Consider the following 24,631-nt stretch of genomic DNA (forward strand, 5'->3'; position numbering starts at 1 on the left):
GCTTATTAAAATTCCGTGCTAACGAGACATAAGATATCAACTATGGCCCTGCCGATGCAAATTCATTAACCGGTAAGCTTATTTTTAACGACCCGGGAGCAGTTACCATTAACGATGCAGGAAACTACACTGTTACACTGGACATGAGCCAGGTTAACCCGAAATATTACGCTTATACCATAGTTAAAAATTAATATAAAGAAGAGGCAAATTATGATTTTCAAACTCAGCGGCCTCCGTGCCTTCTCAGTGAACTCTGTGGTAAAAATTAACCACGGAGTTCACAAAGAGAAGCACAGAGAAACGGAGAATAAACTTTATAAAGCTCTTCTTTCATACAAACTTAAATAATAAGACATTTTAGGCAGATGCCCGGTTAACTGTTTATTTAAAAACAGGCAATGCTATAACCCAACAAAATGCCCGTATTTTTGAGGTAGATAATAAAAAAACAGGGCAGCATTTAATTAAGACAAAAAGGAAAGTGAGTATGAAAATTTACAATTTAAAATTCCAAATGAACAGTTTACTAATAATACTATTATCGGCCTTTTTGGGGACGGGCTGCGGTAAAAAAGCAGTTACCCCCACCAAGCCCGATACCATTGCTACCAAACCTGTTGACACTTATAAAGACCCTGCGGCCTACGGCACACCATTTACAGGCGTGCCCGATACCAAGGATATTGTTATGTACGAGGTTAACCTGCGCTCGTTCAGTTCATCGCATAACCTTGCCGGTGTGCTCGCCAGGCTCGATTCGATAAAGGCGCTTGGCGTTAATACCGTTTGGCTGATGCCGACCTACCCGGTAGGCGTACTGAAATCAGCGGGGGGACTGGGCTCGCCCTATGCCGTTAAAGATTATAACGCAGTAAACAGCGAATTTGGGAACCTCGACGACCTGCGTAATCTTGTAACCGAAGCCCACAACCGCAATATGGCCGTAATACTTGATTGGGTAGCCGACCATACAAGCTGGGATAACGCCTGGATAAACAACAAATCGTGGTATAAACAGGATGGGGCGGGTAATATTATAAGTCCGCCGGGTACAGGCTGGAACGACGTGGCCGCGTTGGATTATAACAGCACCGCCATGCGCACCGCCATGATACGCGCCATGAAGTTTTGGGTACTAACCGCCAATGTTGATGGCTACCGTTGCGATGCTGTTGATTTTGTACCCGATGATTTTTGGAAACAAACGATTGATACCTTACATAAGTTTACTAACCGCAAACTGGTATTACTTGCTGAGGGCGTGAAAACCAGCATGTTTAACAGCGGTTTCCAAATGACTTACGCATTTGATTTTTATGGCACGCTGAAAGGAGTTTTTGCCGGTACCCAAGCGCCAAGTGCATTATTTACCAGCAATACAAATGAAAATAACACATTAGCCCCCGGCGGTTTTAAATTAAGGTACAGCACCAACCATGATGTAACATCGAGCGATGGCGCCACGGTAACCGTTTACAAGGGTAAACAGGGCGCGCTTGCTGCTTATGTGCTGGCCGCCTATATGAACGGAATACCATTGCTTTATACAGGTCAGGAAGTCGGCAGCCCTAAACAATTAAGCATTTTTAGTAACGACGCCATCGACTGGAGCACCAACCCCGACATGACGGCTGCTTACAAAAAGATAATAGCGTTCCGTATCGCTCATGAAGCAATCAAAACCGGGACATTAACACCATATAATGATACCAACGTCATCGCTTTTGAAAAGAAAGCCGGAACTGATGATGTGCTGATATTAGTGAACGCCAAAAACGGCGTAAATGACTTTGCCGTCCCCGCTGCCTTACAAGGCGCATGGACAAACGGAATGACAAATGCCGGCACAACATTAGGCGCCAAGGTAACTTTGCAGCCGTATGAATATATGATATTAAAGAAATAATTTGAAGATGTGGTGATTTGAAAATTTGAAGGTGCCCCGAAAAGCACTAATGACTAATGATCACTGACTAGCAATAAAGATTTTTTCTCTTCGTACAATTGGTTTACAAGGGGCGGGAGCGCTCCCGCTTCCTTGTATTAATTACAGCCAAACCACTTCAATAACAAATTTTGTCATTGCGAGCGAGGTACGAGCGCGGCAACCGCACGCCGTGCACAACCGCCAGTGCAGATAGCTTACCTTTCTTTCCCCTCTGTAAAGTTCGCGGTTGCCGCGCTGCGCTCGCAATGACAATTTTTTTTAGCTCATTACTCCATAAACTCCCACGCACTCTTATATCCCCCAGCTCCTTCAGCATATTTAATCAAATCCGCATAAAAAGGAAAATTACCCAGCGTTGAGCTATCGCCAATAATAACCAGTTTCTTTTTTGCGCGGGTAATGGCCACGTTCATCCGGCGGATATCAGCAAGGAAACCGATATCGCCGCTGGTATTGCTGCGTGTCATGCTGATATAAACTACGTCGCGCTCCTGTCCCTGGAAACTGTCGATGGTGTTAACCGATATCTTATCTGCATGAGCTTGTAATACTTCAGAGCTTAACAACAGCTCCTGCAAAACACGGATTTGTTCTTTATAGGGTGATATTACAGCAATGGTCGGAAAGCCCGCCGCATCTACCTGCAATGATTCTTCCAGTTGTGTTAGATGTTTTATTAAAAACGCCGCTTCCTCCGGGTTTATCGAACTGGTACCTTCCAGTTTTTCGTCAAAACCGCAGCCGGCTGTATCAATAAACGTAAAAGGCAAGTCGCCGGGAATTAATAACCGGTGAGCAACGGATTCATGCGCCTTCAGCCTGTCGCCATAAAACTCTTTTGACGAAAAGCCCATGATGGTTTCATTCATGCGGTATTGTTCCTCCAGCAGCGTTACCGCTTCGGGGTGCAAGGCAACGCACTTTTCCAGCAAAGTGGTGCTTAGCCCGGCACGCGCTGCCTCGTTCGATTTAATAGTTGGGGCCAACTGTAGGTGGTCGCCGGCCATAATAAGCTTTTGAGCTTTCAATATCGGTATCCAGCAGGCAGGTTCAAGCGCCTGTCCGGCTTCATCAATTACCACAGTATTAAACTTTACATTGCGGACGGTGTAATGATTTGAGCCAACCAGCGTAGCAGTAATAACCTGTGCTTTGGCAACCAAATCGTCGATGATAAACTGCTCGGTTTTATCAACCTCACGCATTATTTTGTGGGCCTCATCAAACAGCGCCTTACGCTGGTCGCGTTCAGCTTTGCCAAAGCTCCGCTTGTATTTATGGGCCATATTTTTGTATTCGGAGGCCTGTTTTTTGAGCTTCTTTACATCTTTCACGTAGCTGTGCTCCGCCATTTTGCTGTCAAGGGTTAACGACATCAGCCTTTCAGATACCCGCGCCGGGTTCCCTATACGCAATACGTTCAAACCCTCTACGCTTAACTTTTCACTCAGTAAATCAACAGCGGTATTGCTCGGTGCTACAACCAGTATTTGTTCTTTATTTTGTGCGATGAGCGCCTTTATGGCCTGCACCAGCGTAGTAGTTTTTCCCGTTCCCGGCGGACCGTGAACAATGGCCAGATCCTGCGCCGCCAATATATCCTGAACAGCCTGTTGCTGCGAAGCGTTTAAGCCTGCAAAAGTTGGATATTGATTTTGGCGGGTGAACACGGGGAGCAATTCCCCTGTTAAAATATTGACCAGTCTGCCTTCCGGTTTTTCTTTTACTGCCGATGCCTGTTTAACGGCATTCTGCATTTCATCGTAGCTGTTGTTATCAAAAAGCAATTCGATGCCCAGTTTGCCATCGCGGCTCCAGTCGGGCAACTCATCAGTAAACAGAGTAATTTTTAAGCGGTTGCCGCCCTGGTAGGTAACGGTGCCTTCAACACGGTCTTTCTTTGGGTCGTGGTTGGTAAACAAAACGGCCGGCGAGCCAAACCTGAACTGGTGCGAAATATCATGGTGCGTAGTACGCTCCACCTCAACAGTTAAATAATCGCCACGACTGGGTTCAGTCCCGCGTATGGCTATAGGATACCAGGTTAGGCCGTTAGCCCGGCGGTCGGCTACAGACGATGTTTCGGTAAGTTTTAAATAAGAATTACGGTCTTCCTCACGCTCGATCTTTAATAAATCAAGCAGCTTTTAAAATAAGGCATGTGCAAAGATGGGAGAAATTTTTTGAAGGATGGATAGTGGCTAACCGCGCGCTGGCTTTAATGTCCGCCGGAGTGGACTCACCCGGACGTTGCTTCGCTCGTCCTGCCCTCTCTACGGCAAGCCGTAAAGAGGGCGGCGGAATTATAATTTATAAATACTCCTTGATTTTTCGTAAAACAGCCTGAAGATCAATTAAAATTTCTTCATTTTCGAATCGCAACGTAGTTAGCCCCAAGCCCAGCAATACTTCATCCCGATTTTTATCAAAATCCTTTTTATAAAGATGTACAGGGCCATCAGCTTCGATAACCAATTTTGCTTTAGGCAATAAAAATCGGGGATATAATATGAGTTCCTGCCAAATGCATTAATAACAAAAATTGGATGTTGCCGCAGGAATTTGTAGTTCGAAAATTTCCTGTTTCTAAGATGTTCCCACAAAACTCTTTCGGCGACGGTTTCCCGTTGCCTCAATTCACGACACAGTTCGATTATAGACGCCATAACCGAAAAGTAAATAAATCTTTATTTATCGCAAAACTCAAGTAGAATTTAAAAACAGAAAATCCCCCGCCCTCTTTACGGCTTGCCATAGAGAGGGCAGCTCCAGCGAAGCGTCGAGCGGGTGAGTCCACTCCGGCGGACATTCACGCTAATCACCTGCGCAAGTGCATTCACTACATACCCCATTTATACTACATATGTATTATTGCCAATCCACTAAAACACAGGCATTTTTACATCAACGGCCCAACTATAAAAAACAACCACGGGCCATACAAATTAATTGACCCTAAAAATCAACCACGATGAAAAAAACTTCGACTCTACAACTACTTAAAGGCAGCCTGTTTTTGGCCTTATTCTTAATGGCAGGTAAACAAACAGCATTTAGCCAGGATTGCAATGCCCTGTTTATGCACAAAGTGGGCTCAGAAGCCGAGCTAACTATTTACTCCGCAACACATATGGCACTGGGCAAAAATGTAACCGCAGTAACCGAAGTTAAAGATGAAGACAAGGTACACGTAATTAAAACAACAAGCACACATTACACAGCTGCAGGTGTTTCAAACAGCGTATCAAACCTAACTTATGTTTGTAATGATACTGTAACCCGCCTTTTTTATGATAACAAAGCTATAGCCGAAAAAACCGCCCACGACCTGGAAGAAATAGCAACAAAAAAAGGTGGCAAAGGCTTTGTCTATGCCTCATCGAGCGACCCTATTGAGTTTCCGCTGGAGCTAAAGACCGGGATGACGCTTAAACCTTACGAAAACCTTTCGGCAATGGCTTATACCGTAACCGAAAAGCAATGGAAAGAAGTTGGATTACCCAAATTTAGTAATGTAAACAACTCCGCAGGTTATTACGACCATACAAATGTTAGCCGTAGTTATGTTGAGGAATTAGTTAACAATGGCATTGGCACCAGCACACGCATGGTTACCACCAATATACAGGTTGGCGCACTGGAATCAGTAACTGTACCCGGCGGCACCTTTAATTGTTTTAAAATTACAGCCGAAATGTACACCATGACGGTTGCCAAAAAAGAAACCGGCCGTTGGCTGATAGGTACAGTTGCCCGCAAGTTTACCACACCAAAACAGGAAATTATACAATGGTTTTGCCCCGGAGTTGGCACCGTGAAACAGGAAATTCATGGACCGGATGGAAAGATTATGCTTACTTCGGAGTTGACTAAGCTTACAAATTAGTCGTCAGTTCTATACATAATTGTCATTGCAAGCGAGGAACGAGTGCGGCAATCGCGAACTTTACAGAGCGGATCTGCATAGTTCGCGGTTGCTTCGTTCCTTTACAGCAATGACAAATTTTTTATTACACCCCCAAATCCTTCATCACGTTATTCACTTTTTCATCTAATAGCTTATCAGTTTCGGCATATGCTGCTTTGCTGGCCAGCTTGCCATTAACACTGCAATAGAATTTTATCTTAGGCTCGGTTCCTGAAGGCCGTGCCGAAACAATGGTGCCATCCTCAGTTATAAACTGTAGCACATCGCTGGTTGGCAGTTCAATCTTTTTAGTGGTATTGGTCAGTAAATCGGTTTCAATGCCTTTTTCATAGTCCTTAAGCGTAGCCACTTTTGAGCCACCTAACGTAGCCGGCGGGTTGCTGCGGAACTTCTCCATCATTTCCTTAATCTCTTCTGCTCCGGTTTTTCCTTTTTTAGTGAGGGAAATAAGTTTCTCTTTATAAAAGCCGTATTGCACATAAGTATCAATCAGGGCCTCAAACAGGCTGCTGCCCTTGTCTTTGTAATAGGCTGTCATTTCTGCAATAAACGCGCTTGATATAATAGCATCTTTATCGCGCACCAATTCGCCAATTAAATAGCCATAGCTTTCTTCGCCGCCGCCGATGAAGGTTTGCTTGCCTTCAAATTGGGTCATCAATTCACCGATATACTTAAAGCCGGTTAAAGTGTTATAGCAGGTTACATTTTTGGCTTTGGCAATAGCATCAATCAGGTTGGTGGTAACGATGGTTTTAACAATATACTCGTTGCCTGTTAATTTACCTTTTTCTTCCCACGCGGTTAGCAGGTAGTTGATCAGCATGGTGCCGGTTTGGTTACCGTTTAACAGGATGAACTCGTTGTCAGTATTTTTTACGGCGATGCCTACGCGGTCGGCATCCGGGTCGGTGGCCAGCACCAGGTCGGCATCCGTTTCCTGTGCTTTTTTAAGGGCCAGGGTCAGTGCTTCCTTTTCTTCGGGATTTGGATATATTACCGTTGGGAAATTACCATCCGGTGTAATTTGTTCTTCAACCAAAATAACGTTCTCAAAACCAAAACGCTTTAGGGCCTGCGGAGTAAGTGTAATACCGGTTCCGTGTATCGGTGAGTAAACAATTTTTAAATCTTTCTGGCGCTTAATGGCTTCGGGCGATACAGATAGCTTGGTTATTGCATCCAGGTAAAGCTCATCAATCTCTTCGCCTATCTCCTCTATGTTGGCATCTACCCGGTTAAATTTAATATCATCAACACTGCTTATGGCAGCAACTTCGTCCATCACAGCCTTATCATGCGGCGACACAAACTGCCCGCCATCAGCACCGTAGGCTTTGTAACCATTATACTCTTTAGGGTTATGCGACGCAGTAAGCATCACACCACTGCGACAACCCAGGTGGCGCACCGCGAACGAAAGTTCAGGTGTTGGCCGCAGGGCCTTAAAAAAGTAAACGTAAATATCATTAGCCGAAAACACCTCGGCCGTAATGCGCGAAAACAAATCGGCATTGTTACGGCTATCGTGGGCAATGGCAACCTTTACCTTTTCGCCGGGATAGGTTTTTTTCAGGTAATTGGCCAAACCTTGCGTTGCAGCGCCAATGGTGTATTTATTAATACGGTTGCTGCCAGGCCCCATGATGCCGCGCAGACCTCCGGTACCAAACTCAAGGTCGCGGTAAAACGAATCTGTAAGTTCGGTATATGCTTTATTGTCAATTAAAGTTTGTATTTCTTGTTTAACATCAGCGTCATAGTTGCCGGTAAGCCACACGTTGGCCTTCTGTAAAATTGTTGGGTCTAATTCCTGCATAGTAGTATGTATAATGTCGGTTAATCCCGTATTGGGTTACAATCCAAATATGATAATAAAAAAGTATTTTAAACAGGGGTTGTTTGCAGCAAATAAAAATATTTTGCGATACCGTTGCCACACCTTAATACCTACGACTTCGAAATACGGCCAATAGATGCTTTTTCGTGCTAAATGACAAAATGAACAATAGTAATTAAATATCTATATTAGTATAAATTAATAAGCCTTATGAAATTAGCATTTTTAAATATCGGGGGTGCTGAACTTATTTTAATAATTGTAGCTATATTGTTAATAGTGGCGATAGGCCGGTATGGTAAAGACTCGGCATTGGGTTACTGGGGCTCTATTTTGCTGGCCATATTTACCACGCCAGTTATAGCTTTTATTGTAATTACTTTTCTAAAATTCAGGAAAAGCAGTTAATCTTACCTCGCTACCCGAATCAAGTATAATCTCAATAAACATTTGGTTGTTCAAATAACCTTATCTATAAGTTTATTACAATTTTGCATGTATACTATAATTGATAATAATCATCCCCAATGCTACCACACAAATAAGTGACAGTATGATCATCATCCATAATATTAATTGTTTCATAAAAGGTTGGCGGTGTTTTAATTTATCCAATTGTAAATTATCCGCCATGTAGTCGGGTTTGCCGGTGTGTTGAATTTCCATAGTGTCAATAATCTATCACTCTAGAAATAACACATACCATGCCAAAGCGAATCAAATTTAATTAGAAAATTAAATTATTACTTAAAACTATTATAAAATAGCGAACATTGTCTTGCCTGTCTAGGAAACCTGAGTTGTTTCAAAGAATTTCGTCGGTTTACAGGGCAAATGAGATGCTGTTAAAAGGCCAAATCAACATTTATCGATTTAACTTTTATTCAGACTCGCATACCTGTCTTCAGACGGTAAATAACCGCTCGTTTTCAAAATATTGGCGAGGCGGTTGTAAAAAGCGGGCTCGGTTGGCGTAACGCTGGCCAGGCCGTCAACATATTTATTATACAGGCAAAACAGGGCTGCAATTAAAACTGTATCGTGTAACTCCAGGTCGGTAGCACCTGCTTGCCTTGCTTTATCCACCAGTTCGGCGCTAACTGTACGGGCATCGGCCTGCACATTGCGGGCTATTTGCAGCAGGTGTTTCATCTTTTGGCTTACCGGCGCGTTTTCCGGGTCGTTTTTAACCATTTCGGTAGTGGTGCTTTCACCTAAAAGCGCATCGGCAGCAGCAGTATGCGCGTTACAGCAAAAATTACATTGGTTGCCCTGCGATACCACGGTGGCAATTAACTCCCGCTCGCCTTCGGTTAACGTCGACTCACCGCGCAGCAATATTTGCGTAAGCTGGCGAATGGGCAAAGCGGTATCCTGGCGATAATTCAGCAGACCGGTAATACCGGGCAGGTTGGGGTCTAAGGGTATGTGGGGCATGGCGGTTAAATTTATTGTGCATTTATTAACGGAGTAAATTTATTAAAAAGGCACGAAGGAACGAAGCTGGTGGGCAGACCCTCTCGCCCGGTAAAAAATGCCATGTAACCTCCCGTGTTAAACCTGCGTCACAACGCCAACTTTACAAATCGCAATCTAAAATGCCGGGCACGTCCTCTTTACAAATTCAGCTTACTTTCAAAAACCTGCTGGTATTTATATTTTTCTTTTTTTTGATGCATGAGCTGCACGAGCTAGCCCATATAATAACCGGCCGGCTGATTTGCGGCTGCTGGGGTACCCGCGATTTTAATGTATGGGATATCTACACCGACTGCCAGCGACAACACCCTTTGGCTATTTTGGCGACCTTTGCCGGACCGATATTTACGTTTATTATGCTATGGCTTGGCAGATATTGGTTAAAATATGGAAAATCGAACGGGGTTAAATCATTTGGTTTGATTTTAATATTGGGTAATATGCAATTTGGACGCATGTATATGGCTGCCACCGGATCGGGCGATGAAGTGTGGGGCCTGCGCACATTGTTTTTAAACCACGATCATTCAAATTTACTGATTATAAAAATTGCCGCTTTTGTTATCGTTTCAGTTATTTGTGTGCCGCCGTTGATAACTGCTTACAAGTTTATTTCAAATAAACGAAAGATTTTAGTTTTCATAGGCTTCCTGGTGATACCTCTTATTTTAGATACAGTAGTTATTTTGTTATTATTAAACGGAATCCTGCAAAAAGGCCTGTTAAACCAAGTTTGGATTATGGGCACACCTTTGTTAGTTACTGCCTGGTTTATTTTGTGTGCTGTAATGGTGTCGATCAACACCGGTTGTTTAAGCCGGTTTGCCAAAAGCACCGTGATTGGATAATCCTGTATTCCCATATTTTACTCCTGCTGGCCATTATCAAAATTAAAACCGGCTAATATCCTGCTATCAACTGCAAAATATCAGGCACAATAAATAGTGTTACACCCGTAACTTTATAACCCGTATATTTATAAATTACCGATTTATGATGATGAATAAGTTGCTTAAATACAGCCTGGTTATATTTTGTGGATTAACAACAGTAAGAGCGCATGCCCAATCATACGTACCTGAATGGAATGACGCCCGGATAAAAGTAAAACCGCAGGTGCCCATAAAGGCATATAGCTTTGATTTAAAGGACGTAAAGTTGCTGCCCGGCCCGTTCAAGCAGGCAATGGAGGCTGATGCCGCTTATTTATTAGCTATTGAGCCCGACAGGCTGCTGGCGGCTTTCCGCGCACATTCCGGTCTACAACCCAAAGGCAAAATGTACGGCGGCTGGGAATCATCAGGCCTTGCGGGGCATACGCTGGGGCATTATTTGTCGGCCCTCTCCCTGCATTATGCTTCAACCCGCGAGCCTGAGTTTTTAAAGCGGGTAAACTATATTGTTAGCCAACTTAATGAATGCCAGGTAGCCCGCAAAACCGGCTATATTGGCGCCATTCCCAAAGAAGATACCATCTGGGCCGAGGTTGCCAAAGGCGATATCCGCTCGCACGGCTTCGATTTAAATGGCGGCTGGTCGCCCTGGTACACGGTGCACAAGGTAATGGCTGGGCTGTTAGATGCTTATTTATATTGCAGCAATACCCAGGCGCTTCAGGTTTGCAAGGGTATGGCCAACTGGACAGGCGAAACCATCAAAAACCTTGACGACGAGAAACTGCAAAAAATGATGCTGTGCGAATACGGCGGGATGACGGAAGTACTGGCAAACTTATATGCCATAACCGGCGATAAGAAATACCTGGCGCTGTCCTATAAATTTTACGATAAAAGCATACTCGACCCGCTTGCCAAAAAGGAGGATATATTGCCGGGCAAACATTCAAACACCCAAATCCCCAAAATAATTGCCAGCGCCCGCCGATACGAGTTAACGGGCGATGCCAACGACAAAGCCATTGCCGATTTCTTTTGGGAGACGGTAGTTAACAATCACTCCTACGCCACCGGCGGCAACAGCAACTACGAATATTTAAGCGAACCGCGCAAGCTGAACGACAAGCTCACAGAAAACACTACGGAAACCTGCAACACTTACAATATGCTGAAGCTAACGCGGCATTTGTTTGCAACCGCACCTTCAGCACTGCTGATGGACTACTACGAAAAAGCACTGTATAACCACATACTGGCATCGCAAAACCACGAAACCGGGATGATGTGTTATTTTGTGCCGATGCGCATGGGTGGCAAAAAAGAGTACAGCGACCAGTTTGACACCTTTACGTGTTGCGTAGGCTCGGGCATGGAAAACCATGTTAAATATAACGAGAGCATTTATTCTCGCGGGGCAGATGGTTCGGTTTATGTAAACCTGTTTATTCCGTCGGTTTTAAATTGGACCGCTAAGGGTTTGAGTCTGAAGCAGGAAAGCAACCTGCCAGCTAACGACCATATTAGTTTCACTGTAAACACCTCTAAGCCGGGCCCGTTAACTATCCGCATCCGCAAACCACATTGGGCGATAAATCCCGCCATCAGCATAAATGGCAAACAACAGCCCGTTAAGATTGACGAGCATGGTTACATTGCCATCAGCCGTAACTGGAAAAATGGTGATAAGATAACCTTCACCGCACCCGAAAATTTATATACCGAGGCACTGCCCGATAACGCCAACCGTCGCGCCTTATTTTACGGTCCTGTTTTACTGGCAGGTATTTTAGGTGATAAAGAACCCGACCCGACTAAAGGAATCCCTGTATTTGTTACCAGCGAAACTGATCCCAACAAATGGCTGCAAATGGTAGACAAAAACCAGTTGACCTTCCGAACCCTGAACACTGCACAGCCGCAGGATGTCAACCTTATTCCCTTTAACCGGACCAAAAATGAATATTACTCGGTTTACTGGGATGTGTTTACACCTGATGCATGGACGGTGCAGCAAAAAGCCTACGACGAGCAGCGCAAGCAACAACAGGAACTGGATGCACGTACCACCGATATTTTGCGCGTCGGCGAAATGCAGCCCGAGCGCGACCACAGCTTTAGCGGCGAAAACCTGACCACAGGCGAGGACCATCAAAAGAAATGGCGCTCTACAGAAAATGGCGGCTTTGTTTCATTTGATATGAAGGTTGATGCGAATGCTGAAAATACACTGATCAATACCTACTGGGGCATGGACAACCGCGGCCGCGTGTTTGATATTATGATTGATGGGACCAAAGTAACCACCGTTGATTTAAATAAATATAAGGAAAGCCGTTTTTACGACATCAGTTACGCTATCCCTGTTGAATTAACCAAAAGCAAGCAAAAGGTAACAGTGAAGTTTGTACCGAAGCAAGGCAACAGCGCCGGGCCGGTTTATGGAAGCAGGATGGTGAAGAATTGAAGATGGTGGGCTTATACCTATCACACCGCTAATTAAACATTTAAAATGATGGAAGTGCTGACAGTGTTTTGTCAGCACTTTTTGCATTTTTCGCGGCTATTTTTTTATAAAACCGCTAAATTAAGCCTGAAATGCGCTTTTTGCCGAAATGTATTGAATTTTACCGTTCCACCCCGTTCCTTGTGTTTCACTGTGAACAGCAACGTTTTTTTGCAATTATTTGCACCCAAAACTTAAAATTGTCCCCCCGCAGAGGTATGGAAATTTCTACTTCCCAACCCTGGCCAGCATAGCCGGCTCCAATGCATCCTTATTTAACAATACCGAAATGGTATTGATAACGAAGTAATTCATACTTACATAAATATAACCTTTATAAGGTCCTACTTCGCCCCACGAGTTTTTCACAATAAAATACTCATTGCCTTTGCTATCTTTTGCAAGGCCGGTTATCTGCATCAGGTGGTCGTCCTGTGTAACCTGGGTATCAAACAATTGCTGGCGTATTTCGGGAGTTGCATTTTTTTCGGTAAACGTGGCGTAATCTTTCAGCTCAGTGTCGTCGCTCACCCATTTGGCGTAGCCTTTCATTTGCTGAAATCCTTTGTTGCTTACGTCGGCGTCCCAGGCTATGGTATAGCCTTTCATAATAGCTGTTTTGATATCTCTCATCAGCTCATCAAGCGGCAAATTATAATACATATTGCTGTTGTAATTATCCGGCACTTCCATGGCAAAAGTGGTGTAATACGGGTGGTGCTGAAACGATGTTAAGCCAATATAGCCCGTCGATTTTACCGGCACATTTTCGCTTGCATAGCTTTTGGGGGTATAGGTTTTACCGTTAAAGGTAAATGTAGCGGGCGGAGCGCCAAGGAAGCCATCAAGTATAGCTTTAAACCCAGCTTTCCAGTCCATTGGCACCGCATTCGGGTTATCCTGTAAAACTTTATCAAGGTAAATTTTCAGTTTCCCTTCCATTGCATAATCGTGTTTCAGCACAGTATCACGCCCTACGCCCGGATAAACACTTTGAGGTACAGCTCCATAGGTATCGGTTGAATAAAGCATGTCCTGCTCCAGTCCGCCCTCGGTAAACCGGGTGGTACCGCGCCTGCGGATATATTTTTCGGCTTTATCAAGGTAGAGGTTATAAACCGTAAACACTTCAGACAAATCGGTTTCAGGTTGTTTTTTAAAAAGCAATTCACTCTCAGTTAATGCCGTACTCGAAAAGCACCAGCATGTACCCGACTGCCCCTGGTTTTTAACCGGCGTGGCAGCGTTATTTTTAACGGTGGTAAATTGCGGTTCCTGGGCAAATATGTTGACAGCGACAAAAGATGCCGCCAGCAGTGCTATAATTGGTTTCATAAAGTGGTTTATAAAAACCAAATATATACAAAACAGTATATTATCAATATGCTAAAAGCACAAATAATGGGTATAATAACCAGCTAACAACCATATTACCACGATTGAGTGTACCATAACAACAACCGGCAGCGAATTGATTCCAGCTATTGATAGCATGCGGATTTGGGCGGAGAAGCCGCGGGAAACAACAGCTTCAGTTTGATTTAATAGTCTTCAATAACTCACTGTTAAAGACAGCAGCCGGCGAAATAACGTTTTCATCCAAAGGCACTTTACTTCCGTAACGTTCGCTCATCTTTTTCTTAACTGCCGGGTTTGTTAAGTTAAAATCACGGAGTTTCTGAAGCTTGCCAATCTCGATACCTGCCGCGCGCTGATATATTTTCCAAATCAGTTCCGAGCAATAAATTTTCTCATCGCTCCATTCAAAAGTAATGTCGTAATTTTTGCCTTTAAATTGTTCTGCAATAGCCCACATCTTATACGCAACATCCGGCGTTAAAACTTCATTGGCATTTTTAAGTCGTTTAATAACAAACTTACCGTCTTTTCCTTTTGCAATCCAGTTCTTTAAAGGGGTAAACTTTATGGGCTGCACTGCTTCAAAAACATAGTATTCACTATCCCTTTTAAATATCAATCCGCAATGCGAGTATTGTGATTTTGTAGCAAGTTGGATGACTAAACTTTGTTTCGACAATGAGGTTTGAAAAATCAAATCGCCATCCTTAATTTCACTGTTAAGTTCAAGCTGTTTTACCTCTTTCCTTGCATTAACCAGCTTATTATGTAGTCCCCAAAAATGTCTCCTAATAAAATATCCTCCGGAAAATATTACCAACAATAAAAGTATGGCGATGAGTGTTTTTTTCATAAAAAGGGGGATTTGACCCATCCTGGCTTAAAAGACATTCGGTCGTTTAATATAGCTGAAAAAAGATTATCGGCTGCGAAAATGACTAAGAATATTAAAAGATATTCAGGGAAATTTTTATCTAAAGATATCTCCTTTAAATGGGCAATATCCAAAACAAAGTCAGCCACAAACAGCTAAATAGCATAATGTGGCTGAATTTAATATTGCGGGTGTTATCTCAAGACTCTCGACTCAAGACTTTCGACTTAATTATACCCCCTTGTATTTTTTCCTTCCATCCAGTTTGCAAAGGCTTTATTCACCACTTTGTTACCGCCCGGCGTTGGGTAATTTCCTGAGAAGTACCAGTCGCCCTGGTGATCGGGGCAGGCTTTGTGCAGGTTATCAAGTGTTTGGTAGATAACTTTTACATCGGCTTTTATCTCTTTCGGCGTGATGATTTGTGCAATGCGGTCAGATATTTCCTGGTCGGTAAACGGCTCGTAAATGGCCTTTACGTAGTTTTCCACTTCCTCTTTAGGCAGCTTAGCGCTATCTTTACATTGCTGGTATACTTTTAATATCACATCATCTTTGCCTGCATCTTTTAACAAGCTGATAGCCGCTTCAAATGCCACAAACTCGCCCATGCGCGACATATCGATACCATAACAATCAGGGAAACGTATTTGCGGGGCTGATGATACCACCACAATTTTTATAGGGCCAAGCCTGTCCAGTATCTTTAGTATACTTTGCTTAAGTGTGGTACCACGTACAATGGAGTCATCTAAAACAACCAACGTGTCAGTTCCCTTATTTATAAGGCCATAAGTGGTATCGTAAACGTGCGCAACCATTTCGCTGCGGTCTGCATCCTGTGTAATAAAGGTGCGCAGCTTAACGTCTTTTATTGCAATCTTCTCCACACGGGGCGCCATTGCAAGCACCTCCGTCAGTTCTTCTTCGGTAATTTTATCTTCGCGGTTCAGCAACCTGTCACGCTGGTATTTTTTGATGTACTTATGCACACCCTCAACCATACCATAGAACGCTACCTCGGCAGTATTCGGAATGTACGAGAAAACAGTGTTTTTTACATCATGGTCAACATATTCCAATATCTGCTGGCAGAGTAAACGACCAAGTTGTTTACGCTCACGGTAAATATCGGCATCGCTGCCGCGCGAAAAATAGATCCGCTCAAACGAGCATGATTTCTTTTCGGCAGGCTCGCTCACCATATCCTCGGTTATTTTGCCGTTCTTTTTTACAATAAGGGCATGGCCGGGTTTTATCTCCTTAATATCCTCAATAGGTATATTAAAGGCAGTTTGTAGTGCAGGCCTTTCGGATGCGGCTACAACAATTTCATCGTTATAATAATAAAACGCGGGGCGTATGCCTGCCGGATCGCGCATTACAAATGCATCACCATGGCCCAAAATACCGGCTATGGTATAGCCACCATCCCAGTTTTTTGCTGATTTACGCAGAATTTTCGCCACATCCATATCATTGGCAATCAGCTTGCTAATCTGTATGTTGTCGTCTAACCCTTCGCGTTTGTATTGGTCAAACAAACCCTGGTTTTCAGTATCAATAAAGTGGCCTATTTTTTCGAGTACGGTAACGGTATCCGCTTTTTCTTTGGGGTGCTGGCCAAGGCCATATAGCTGTTGTAACAGCTCGTCAACGTTGGTCATGTTAAAGTTGCCGGCAATAACCAGGTTACGCGTCATCCAGTTGTTTTGCCTTAAAAACGGGTGGCAATTCTCGATGCTGTTTTTACCATGGGTGCCGTAACGCAGGTGCCCCAGTAAAACTTCACCGGTAAAGCTCACATGCTCTTTCAGCCATTCGGCATCCTTCATTCTCTCAGGCGTTTCCTTCTGAATTTCGGCGAACTTCTTCTGTATGTACTCAAAAATATCGGCTACTGCATTCGAGGCCATTGACCGGTGGCGGCTTATGTAGCGTTTACCGGGTTCAATATCCAGTTTAATGGTTGCAACACCTGCGCCATCCTGGCCGCGGTTGTGTTGTTTTTCCATTAAAAGGTAAAGCTTGTTTATGCCATAAAGGGCAGTGCCGTATTTTTGCTGATAAAAAGAAAGCGGTTTTAACAGGCGAATAAATGCCACACCGCATTCATGTTTAATCTGATCACTCATGCTTGGTAATGAGCGGCAAAGTTATAATTTAAATGTTAAAACTCGGAATTAACAATGTCATAAAATTGCATTAATGTTGAAGTGGAAAAATTGATGAATTAGTGAGTTAGTGAATTAGCGATTTTTTAGGAGAACGTATGATTAAGGGATTTCATAGTTTCCTGATTTCTAATGTACCAGGCATCCTATTAATCTAAAAAATCCCTTAATCCCGGTTCTATTTCCCAAACCCAACCAACTTATGCAGCATCCCCGGGTCGTAAATTTTACCGCCTTTTATTACGGTTGTAACTTTACGTATATCCCTTATAGTTGTCAACGGGTCACCGTCTACTATAATAATATCAGCCTTTTTACCAACTTCAACAGAGCCTGTTTCTTTATCCATCTTCATTACCGAAGCAGGGGTTATAGTTGCGGTACGGATTGCCTGCATGGGTGTTAACCCGGCCTGCACATACAATTCCAGCTCACGATCAAGGCTGTAGCCGGGGAAACCCTGGTCCGTGCCGGCAACTATGGTTATGCCGTTATCATACATTACTTTCACCAGTTTCTGGAAACTGTCCCAAATGGGTTTCAGCCTTGTGGCGCTTGCCGGGTCGGTACCCGTGTTTTTAAAAATGGCTTGTAAGGGCAACGGTAGTGAGTAAAACGCAGGTTCCATTTCGGTTATGTCTTCCTTCGTCGACCGGAAAAACATTTCGAACACACCCACTGTAGGATCAATAACCGTATGGTGCGCCTTAATAAATTTAAGCGCAGCTATACTGGTCGAGTCCTCAAAATTTACAGAACGGTCTTTATTTCGCTTCATAACCGAATATACATACTGCACGTGGTTAACCATATCCATACCCGAATCAACCCCCGCCTGCAAAGTCATTCCATTAGGTATATGCCCGGTAACAGTCAGTCCAAGCTTATGCGCCTCATCGCAAATGGCTTTTACAATGGCCGGTTTTGCCGAGCTGTAAATTTTTATCTGCACAAAGCCGTTATCCTTATAACGGTCAACTTCTTTTATCGCCTCTTCCTTAGTATCAGCCTGTATAATGCCCAGCGCCATTGGGCCCTTGCCATCAATAATTCCGGCCTTTAATATTTTAGGGCCAATACCTTTCCCGTTATCAATTGCACTTTGCACCGAATTGATAAAACCAAACTCGTTACCGCAATCGCGTACCGTAGTTACACCCGCTGCAAGGTAAGCCGGGCCCCAGTCAACCTGTTCAAAGTGGGCATGCATATCCCACAGACCGGGCAATATGGTTTTGCCTTTGGCATCAATAATTTTTGCGCCTGCAGGTATGGCTACTTTGCCTGCTTCGCCAACTTTTTTGATGATGCCGTTTTCAATTATTACTGTCGAATTAGGTGTCGATTTCGAGTTAATCACATCTATTACCGTTCCGCCGGTTATGGCAATTACTTTATCGGCAGCTGTTGATTTTGGTGTTGATTTTGCGAACAGCTCCATGCCGTAAGTAGCTGCTTTGCCAATAAACTGCGGCAGCAGGCTTTCGTATGGCTCCAGCATCATTTCTAGTTTGTCGGCTTCTGCATCGTTGGTTATCAGGCATACCAGTTGCCCTGCTTTATCAGTCCACACAATTTCGTTACCCCAAATTAAGCCGCCAATGGTATAGCGGTCGAACTGCAGCGTTTTGCCATTGAAGGTGAAAGTGTCGTCGCCACTCTTTTTTATCTGTACACTCCCGAATGGCAGCGTGGTGATGCTCGCCGGTTCATGATGGTTTTTCCAGTATTGTATCAGCACCTGCTGCACAGTTCCGGGTGCATAGCTGGCAACCGGGAAAGCAAGGGTAGTAAGCTGCTGCTGGTAAGATGAGTCGTTAACCTTTATGCGTGCCAGCGTACCCGAAATGCCAATGGTATCGTTAATAGTAGCCGATCGCGCCGTATTACCTTTTATTTTTAAGCTGATAGGTTCGTTGGCCGCTGTAAGTTTCAGTTCAGCTTTTAGCGGAACAGGCGAGCCCCGGTCTACAAATTTAAAGTCAACTGTATAGGTAATTTCGTTGCCGGTTTTGCTAACGCGATAGACTTCTTTACCAATATGCTGCTCAAATTTATGCAGCAAAAAGGTAACACTATCCGGTTTGTTTTGGGCGTCGGCAGCAAAAACAGAACACAATAAAAGTGCCGGGAGTATGTATTTTTTCATAGGATTTACTAAAGTTTCGGAAAGTTAAAGATAGGTATTTTATTGATTTTCGAAATTTAACAAAAGCCCAATTAATCGGTGAAATCATCCTCCAATCGGTGTAATCATCACCTAAATTTATCCTTCATGCCCAATAACCCCCATATCCCGCCACTATGAATAGCCAATATCCTGCTGCCCCGCTTAAAATAATCTGCGGCTGCCAAATCAAACAAAGCATATAGCATTTTACCCGTATAAACCGGTTCAATCAGTATCCCGGTTTCAGCCACAAATTGTTTAATAAAATTGATCAGCCTTTCGTCGGTTTTTCCGTAACCGCCAAAGTGATAGGAAGTATGTAAATGATAATCGGCAGGCGCCGTTAAAAATTTATCTATTTCGTTTTTAATAAAGTCCCCATTTTTCAACACAGGGATTGCATGAAATTGGGTGGACAGTTGGTTCCGTTGGATTCCATTAATAATTCCGGCAGCGGTAGTTCCCGTTCCGCAGGCGCAAAAAACATGATCATAGGGCTCAGTAAGTTCATCAACCAGTTCGCTGCAACCTTTTGCGCCCTCAGCACTTGCGCCGCCTTCGTCAATAAAAATCGCATCTGCATCATCGCCAAAATATTTATCAAATAAGGCTGGTTTATCGCGATAGCTTTCCCTATCGGTGAAAATCAAATTCATGCCATGTAAGCGGCATAAAAACAAGGTGTCGTTGGTTACTTCTTCACCCCTTACAAAGCCTGTCGCTTTAAATCCAAATTTTGCCGCAGCAGCAGCCGTGGCCAGTAAATGGTTGGAATACGCCCCACCGAATGTTACCAGTTGATTTTTATTTTCGGCCTGCGCGCGTTGCAGCAAATACTTCAGCTTGCGCCATTTATTGCCGGATATAATAGGGTGGATAAGGTCGTCCCGTTTGATAAAAACCTCTATGCCCTTTTCATCAAACAACTTGTTTTTTATTTGATGAATGGGGCTATAAATTTCGAGGTTAATGTGCATGGGGCAAATTTATGGAAAATTTCGCCGTTGGTTCGTTTGACGCGCAGGGCGATGCCCATCGCGTTAACGCCACGGTTGCTAATCATCAAATCCCAAACCCTATCCCCGCATTTACCGATTTATATTGCGCCAAACTGCCTGATGCATAAAAACGAAAAAAGCCGAGGCTCAATTGAAAACCAACATCAGCACGCACGCCACTAATTACGTTCTCGCTGATGGATACCGGGTTGGTAAACGTTGTATAGGTATTTGTTATTAACGTGCCGCCGGTGGTAACAGGGTAATTTCCTACTGCTGTAACACCTGCATGCGTAGTATTATAGCCCAGAGCCAAAAACGGGGTAAACGACAGCAGCTTTTTTGATATGATAACCTCGCCCGTAAAACTGTTGAAACTGCCATCCAGGTATTGATTACTAAAGTTGGTGCTTTGCTGGCTGTCTTTAGGCTGCGCGCCATTTTCGGGGGTAACGTTAAGTGTTTTGGTTAAGTTTAAATGGCTGTAGCCGATGGCAATGGCAAGGTCGAACGGTAACAATTCACCGGCAGTTTTTCCATAAATATCCTGCATTATGTTGTGTTTTAAGCCGAAGCCTACCATTGATATGCTCCCAAAGTCGCTGCCTACGGTTACCTTGGGTATAGCGCGTAAGGTAATGTCCGTATTTTGAGGCAGGCCAACCGTAACCTGTATCTGCGGGGCCGGTATTACCGCTATAACACCGGCGGGGGTATTAAAATCGGCTACTTTGTTGCCGTTATCGTCGTAGATGTTAAGCTTTGGGCCGTCGGTATTCTTAGCGCCCCCAAAGGTTGGGGCAATAGTCAGACCCGGATCGGCGGGCTTTACGTGGTTTGACAATCCTATTTTAGTAACATCAAAAGTTTTATCAGCCGACGAAATAAATGCTGCCGATGCGGTAATGCGTACATCAAATTTAAGTATGCCTTTCGTTTTGGCGGTGTTGGTCCAGCCGCTGTTTTGATCCACGCCCAGGCCCTTAAAAAACGGCAACGCATAGGCATTTAATAATTTTGTAGCATCGGCGGGGCTCGATTTAATAAGGCCCGAAAAGGAGTTCTGCGCATTTGCGACAAACACGGTGCTAACTAAGAAAGCTACTGTTAAAAAGTAATAATATTTTCTCATACAGTACTAAACGCTTATTACCGGGACATATTTTTTTACTATTATCATTATGTGAAAAAACGACTACTTTTGCCCCGATGACCGACGACGCCGCATTTATTGAGCAGGAAGAGCAAGACCTTTATGAGCACCTAAGGATTGTGGTTGATAAGGGCCAGTCGCTGTTGCGTATTGATAAGTTTTTGATGCACCGCGTTGAAAACGCATCGCGTAACCGCATACAAAACGCTATTGAGCTTGGTAATGTGTTGGTTAACGATAAGGTCACCAAATCAAGCTACCAGGTGAAACCGCTTGACGTTATTTCGGTGGTGTTGCCGCACCCTCCCCGCGATACCGAAGTTTACCCGGAAAACATCCCTATTAATATTGTTTACGAGGACGACGATGTACTGGTGGTTAACAAACCGGCAGGCATGGTGGTGCACCCCGGTTACAACAATTATACAGGCACACTGGTTAATGCGCTGGTTTTCCATTTTCAGCAATTACCAACTTTACCGGGTAATGATGGCCGGCCGGGGCTGGTACACCGCATTGATAAAGATACATCGGGCCTGTTGCTGATCAGTAAAAACGAACGCAGCATGACCTGGCTTGCTCGTCAGTTTTTTGAGCATACCATAGCCCGCAAATACATTGCCCTGGTTTGGGGCGATTTACCCGAAGACGGTACCGTAACCGGTTACATAGGCCGCAGCATAGCCGACCGGCGGGTGATGAGTATTTACGACGACCCCGAAAAAGGAAAATGGTCGGTAACACATTACCGGGTGCTGGAGCGCATGGACTACGTTACGCTGATTGAGTGCCAGCTCGAAACAGGCCGCACGCACCAGATACGAGCCCACATGAAACACATCGGCCATCCCCTGTTTAGCGATGCCACTTATGGCGGCGATAAAATATTAAAAGGAACTGTTTTCAGTAAATACAAACAATTTGTCGAAAATTGCTTTGAGTTAATGCCACGCCAGGCGCTGCATGCACAGTCGCTGGGGTTTTTACATCCAACAATAAAAAAACAATTACATTTTGAAGCGCCCCTGCCCGAAGATTTTGCCGCAGTTTTGCAAAAGTGGAGGAAATATGTAGGAGAGCGCGTAGCCGACAGTTGATGGTTCGTAGTTGATGGTTCATAGCCGCTGCACTTTTTGCACCATGAACCATGAACTGTGAATTTCCTACAATGAACTATGAACCATTAACCATGAACAACTAAAAAACAACCATGACACCCGTTTTTATCAATTTTAATGGAGAAATACTTCCGGCTGATACCAAACTGGTTTCGATAAATAACCGTGCTTTTAAATATGGCGATGGCCTGTTTGAGAGCATGCGTATGATGAAGGGGCAGCTGAAATTCCCGGAACTGCATGCCGAGCGCCTGCAAAAAGGGATGAAGGCGTTGAAAATTGATGGCTACTCGGCTATGGATGCCTGGTTTTTAAAAGAGAAAGTTGCCGACCTTGCCCGCCGCAACAAAGCCAAGCATGGCCGGCTGCGCTTAACCGTTTACAGGGATGCCGGCGGCTTATATACCCCAACCCAAAACAAGATGGGCTGGTGCCTGGAGTTACAGCCAATGGATGAGCCCCGTTATTTTTTGAACGACAAAGGGTTGATAATGGATATTTACAGTGAACTGCCCAAGCCAACCAATTACCTGTCGAACATTAAAACCTGCAACTCACTAATTTACGTGATGGCAGGCCTATACAAAACCCAAAACAAACTTGACGATGTTTTCTTACTGAACCAGGCCGGTAATTTATGCGAAGCCAGCAGTTCGAACATTTTCATATCCTACAAAAAACACCTTTACACGCCCGCTTTAAGCGAGGGCTGCGTGGAAGGCGTTATGCGCCATGTGCTGATCGGCCTGGCAAAAAATAATAACATCCCGGTTACCGAGGCACAGATAAGTCCGGATATATTGTACGAAGCCGATGAGGTGTTTTTAACAAACGCCGGCCGTGGTATTCAAAGTGTAATAGGGTTTGGGGTACGGCGGTATTTTAACGAGTTGAGTAAAATTCTTGTCGAAGAGCTTAATAAGCTATAGCGAGCCGCCGCTCTGCCTAAGTTGCCGACTGGCTAATTTTAATTTTATAACATCTTCCCAGTCTTCGCAAATCAAATCAACAAGTTCAATTTCCAGTATTTCTGCAATTTCAACTAGCCTGTTCAGGGTAATATTACTATATCCCAGTTCAATTTTGCTGTAGGCATTTTGAGATATTTTAAGTTTCGCCGCCAGGTAATCCTGCGTGTAATTTCTAAACTCCCGAATCTTACGGATATTCGAGACTATGGCTTTAGTTTTTAAATCGCTTATCGACCTCATAAAAATTTAGTTATAAAGTAGTATAAACGAAGTAATTAGCTAAGCGGTTTTTTTAAATCCAAATTAACTTATACGCAAATTTACCGGGTGACTGCCGTTTTTTGTACAGGCAATAAAATGACACAAAAAAGGGGATTTTAACACAAGTGCTGACTAACTTGCTTCGTAATAAAAAAATGACAGTTACCACTTACTTTCCCACGGATGCTTTAAAGCCGTTTATCAAACACTACCTGGTTATTGAAAGCGACAGGGAGGTTATTAACCGGCTGGTGCCCGATACTTCGGTGGTGCTGGTTTTTAGATATAAAGGAAATGTAAACTACGCAGCCGGGGGCATCGAAACCAATATACCGGCGTCGGTTTTAACGGGTTTAAAAAAAACTTCGCGGTTAGTAAACTATTCTGCCGGGTCTGCAGCTATCCTGGTAATATTTAAAACTGCGGCAGCAGGCAGCTTTTTCAAAGTACCGCTTCACAAATTATTTGAAGATAGCTTGCCCCTCGATAATTTTATCAGCAGCCCGCAAGCTTCAGAAATTGAAGAGCGGCTATCAGCTGCAAAAAATAACGTTGCAAGAATAATTTTAATTGAGCAGTTTCTATTTTCTCAATATAAGGGCGCCGGCGGGGATCAACTTGTTTTAGCAGCTATAGAAAAGATGTATGCTGCCAAAGGTTTTTACAAAATAAAAAATCTGGCCGACTCACTGTATATAAGCCAGGACGCCTTTGAAAAAAGGTTCAGAAAGAGTGCAGGTGCATCACCGAAACAATTTTCGTCTATTATACGCATGAGGACTATCATAGCAAACGGCAAGAAGCATGAAAAGTTTAACCAACTGGCCTACAATGCCGGCTATTTCGATCAATCGCACTTTAATAATGATTTCAAGCTATTTACCGGCCAAACCCCGTCAGATTTTTTCAAGTCGTCATCCTTCTGGTAAAACAGCTGTATGTGAAGATCAATGAAA

General features: G+C 43.9%; 19 protein-coding genes and 1 pseudogene. 8 read left to right on the top strand and 12 right to left on the bottom strand.

What is annotated here, in order from left to right; all coding sequences use genetic code 11:
* Nucleotides 1–517: 517 nt before the first annotated feature.
* A complete protein-coding gene (locus NAF19_RS01880) occupies nucleotides 518–1,909 on the top strand; it encodes an alpha-amylase family glycosyl hydrolase (RefSeq protein WP_252788048.1) in 1,392 nt (463 codons plus the stop codon).
* Nucleotides 1,910–2,217: 308 nt separating this feature from the next.
* On the opposite strand, the gene NAF19_RS01885 is transcribed toward NAF19_RS01880, so the two are convergent.
* On the bottom strand, nucleotides 2,218–3,933 hold the full coding sequence (locus NAF19_RS01885) for an AAA domain-containing protein (protein ID WP_370362839.1): 1,716 nt from the start codon (nucleotides 3,931–3,933) through the stop codon (nucleotides 2,218–2,220).
* 328 nt (nucleotides 3,934–4,261) lie between these two features.
* Nucleotides 4,262–4,617, bottom strand: a pseudogene (locus NAF19_RS30675) (endonuclease domain-containing protein).
* A 305-nt stretch (nucleotides 4,618–4,922) separates the two neighbouring features.
* On the opposite strand from NAF19_RS30675, the gene NAF19_RS01895 reads away from it, so the two are divergent.
* A complete protein-coding gene (locus NAF19_RS01895; protein ID WP_252788050.1) occupies nucleotides 4,923–5,837 on the top strand; it encodes a TapB family protein in 915 nt (304 codons plus the stop codon).
* Between the two features lie 124 nt (nucleotides 5,838–5,961).
* Here the strand turns inward: NAF19_RS01895 and NAF19_RS01900 are convergent, their stop codons facing one another.
* Nucleotides 5,962–7,698, bottom strand: coding sequence for a phospho-sugar mutase (locus tag NAF19_RS01900; RefSeq protein ID WP_252788051.1), 1,737 nt, complete (start codon nucleotides 7,696–7,698; stop codon nucleotides 5,962–5,964).
* A 231-nt stretch (nucleotides 7,699–7,929) separates the two neighbouring features.
* Here NAF19_RS01900 and NAF19_RS01905 point away from each other — a divergent pair, with 231 nt between their 5' ends.
* Nucleotides 7,930–8,127, top strand: a complete 198-nt coding sequence (locus tag NAF19_RS01905) for a hypothetical protein (RefSeq protein ID WP_252788052.1) — start codon at nucleotides 7,930–7,932, stop codon at nucleotides 8,125–8,127.
* Nucleotides 8,128–8,202: 75 nt separating this feature from the next.
* Here NAF19_RS01905 and NAF19_RS01910 read toward each other — a convergent pair whose 3' ends face one another.
* The gene (locus NAF19_RS01910; RefSeq protein ID WP_252788053.1) at nucleotides 8,203–8,385 is read right to left on the bottom strand and encodes a hypothetical protein; all 183 of its coding nucleotides are present in this window, start codon (nucleotides 8,383–8,385) and stop codon (nucleotides 8,203–8,205) included.
* A gap of 207 nt (nucleotides 8,386–8,592) precedes the next feature.
* Entirely contained in the window at nucleotides 8,593–9,156 is a 564-nt protein-coding gene (locus NAF19_RS01915; RefSeq protein WP_252788054.1) for a carboxymuconolactone decarboxylase family protein, read from the bottom strand.
* Nucleotides 9,157–9,317: 161 nt separating this feature from the next.
* Between NAF19_RS01915 and NAF19_RS01920 the strand changes: the two genes are divergently transcribed.
* Both NAF19_RS01920 and NAF19_RS01925 read left to right on the top strand, forming a co-directional pair.
* On the top strand, nucleotides 9,318–10,046 hold the full coding sequence (locus tag NAF19_RS01920; RefSeq protein ID WP_252788055.1) for a hypothetical protein: 729 nt from the start codon (nucleotides 9,318–9,320) through the stop codon (nucleotides 10,044–10,046).
* Between the two features lie 145 nt (nucleotides 10,047–10,191).
* The gene (locus NAF19_RS01925; protein ID WP_252788056.1) at nucleotides 10,192–12,558 is read left to right on the top strand and encodes a glycoside hydrolase family 127 protein; all 2,367 of its coding nucleotides are present in this window, start codon (nucleotides 10,192–10,194) and stop codon (nucleotides 12,556–12,558) included.
* 267 nt (nucleotides 12,559–12,825) lie between these two features.
* On the opposite strand, the gene NAF19_RS01930 is transcribed toward NAF19_RS01925, so the two are convergent.
* The 6 genes from NAF19_RS01930 to NAF19_RS01955 all read right to left on the bottom strand — a co-directional run bounded on the left by NAF19_RS01930 (nucleotide 12,826) and on the right by NAF19_RS01955 (nucleotide 21,304).
* Entirely contained in the window at nucleotides 12,826–13,932 is a 1,107-nt protein-coding gene (locus tag NAF19_RS01930) for a C1 family peptidase (protein WP_252788057.1), read from the bottom strand.
* 196 nt (nucleotides 13,933–14,128) lie between these two features.
* Nucleotides 14,129–14,809, bottom strand: a complete 681-nt coding sequence (locus NAF19_RS01935) for a YiiX family permuted papain-like enzyme (protein WP_252788058.1) — start codon at nucleotides 14,807–14,809, stop codon at nucleotides 14,129–14,131.
* A 248-nt stretch (nucleotides 14,810–15,057) separates the two neighbouring features.
* Nucleotides 15,058–16,965 carry an amidophosphoribosyltransferase gene (locus NAF19_RS01940; protein ID WP_252788059.1) on the bottom strand — a complete coding sequence of 636 codons (1,908 nt, stop codon included), beginning with the start codon at nucleotides 16,963–16,965 and terminating at the stop codon, nucleotides 15,058–15,060.
* A gap of 217 nt (nucleotides 16,966–17,182) precedes the next feature.
* Nucleotides 17,183–19,153 carry an amidohydrolase family protein gene (locus tag NAF19_RS01945; protein ID WP_252788060.1) on the bottom strand — a complete coding sequence of 657 codons (1,971 nt, stop codon included), beginning with the start codon at nucleotides 19,151–19,153 and terminating at the stop codon, nucleotides 17,183–17,185.
* A 107-nt stretch (nucleotides 19,154–19,260) separates the two neighbouring features.
* Nucleotides 19,261–20,151: a 1-aminocyclopropane-1-carboxylate deaminase/D-cysteine desulfhydrase gene (locus NAF19_RS01950; RefSeq protein WP_252788061.1), complete on the bottom strand. Its 891-nt coding sequence runs from the start codon at nucleotides 20,149–20,151 to the stop codon at nucleotides 19,261–19,263.
* A gap of 85 nt (nucleotides 20,152–20,236) precedes the next feature.
* Nucleotides 20,237–21,304 (bottom strand): DUF6588 family protein, encoded by a 1,068-nt coding sequence (locus tag NAF19_RS01955; protein WP_252788062.1) that lies wholly within the window; start codon nucleotides 21,302–21,304, stop codon nucleotides 20,237–20,239.
* 77 nt (nucleotides 21,305–21,381) lie between these two features.
* Here NAF19_RS01955 and NAF19_RS01960 point away from each other — a divergent pair, with 77 nt between their 5' ends.
* Nucleotides 21,382–22,422 carry an RluA family pseudouridine synthase gene (locus NAF19_RS01960; RefSeq protein WP_252788063.1) on the top strand — a complete coding sequence of 347 codons (1,041 nt, stop codon included), beginning with the start codon at nucleotides 21,382–21,384 and terminating at the stop codon, nucleotides 22,420–22,422.
* A gap of 113 nt (nucleotides 22,423–22,535) precedes the next feature.
* Entirely contained in the window at nucleotides 22,536–23,372 is an 837-nt protein-coding gene (locus NAF19_RS01965; protein WP_252788064.1) for an aminotransferase class IV, read from the top strand.
* Here the strand turns inward: NAF19_RS01965 and NAF19_RS01970 are convergent.
* Nucleotides 23,367–23,654: a helix-turn-helix domain-containing protein gene (locus NAF19_RS01970; RefSeq protein WP_252788065.1), complete on the bottom strand. Its 288-nt coding sequence runs from the start codon at nucleotides 23,652–23,654 to the stop codon at nucleotides 23,367–23,369. The two genes, NAF19_RS01965 and NAF19_RS01970, sit on opposite strands and share 6 nt — an antisense overlap.
* Before the next feature lie 176 nt (nucleotides 23,655–23,830).
* Between NAF19_RS01970 and NAF19_RS01975 the strand changes: the two genes are divergently transcribed.
* Complete coding sequence (locus NAF19_RS01975) at nucleotides 23,831–24,604, top strand: helix-turn-helix transcriptional regulator (RefSeq protein WP_252788066.1); 774 nt, start codon at nucleotides 23,831–23,833, stop codon at nucleotides 24,602–24,604.
* Nucleotides 24,605–24,631 lie beyond the last annotated feature (27 nt).

This window comes from Mucilaginibacter flavidus (genome assembly GCF_024055575.1).
Classification (GTDB): domain Bacteria; phylum Bacteroidota; class Bacteroidia; order Sphingobacteriales; family Sphingobacteriaceae; genus Mucilaginibacter; species Mucilaginibacter flavidus.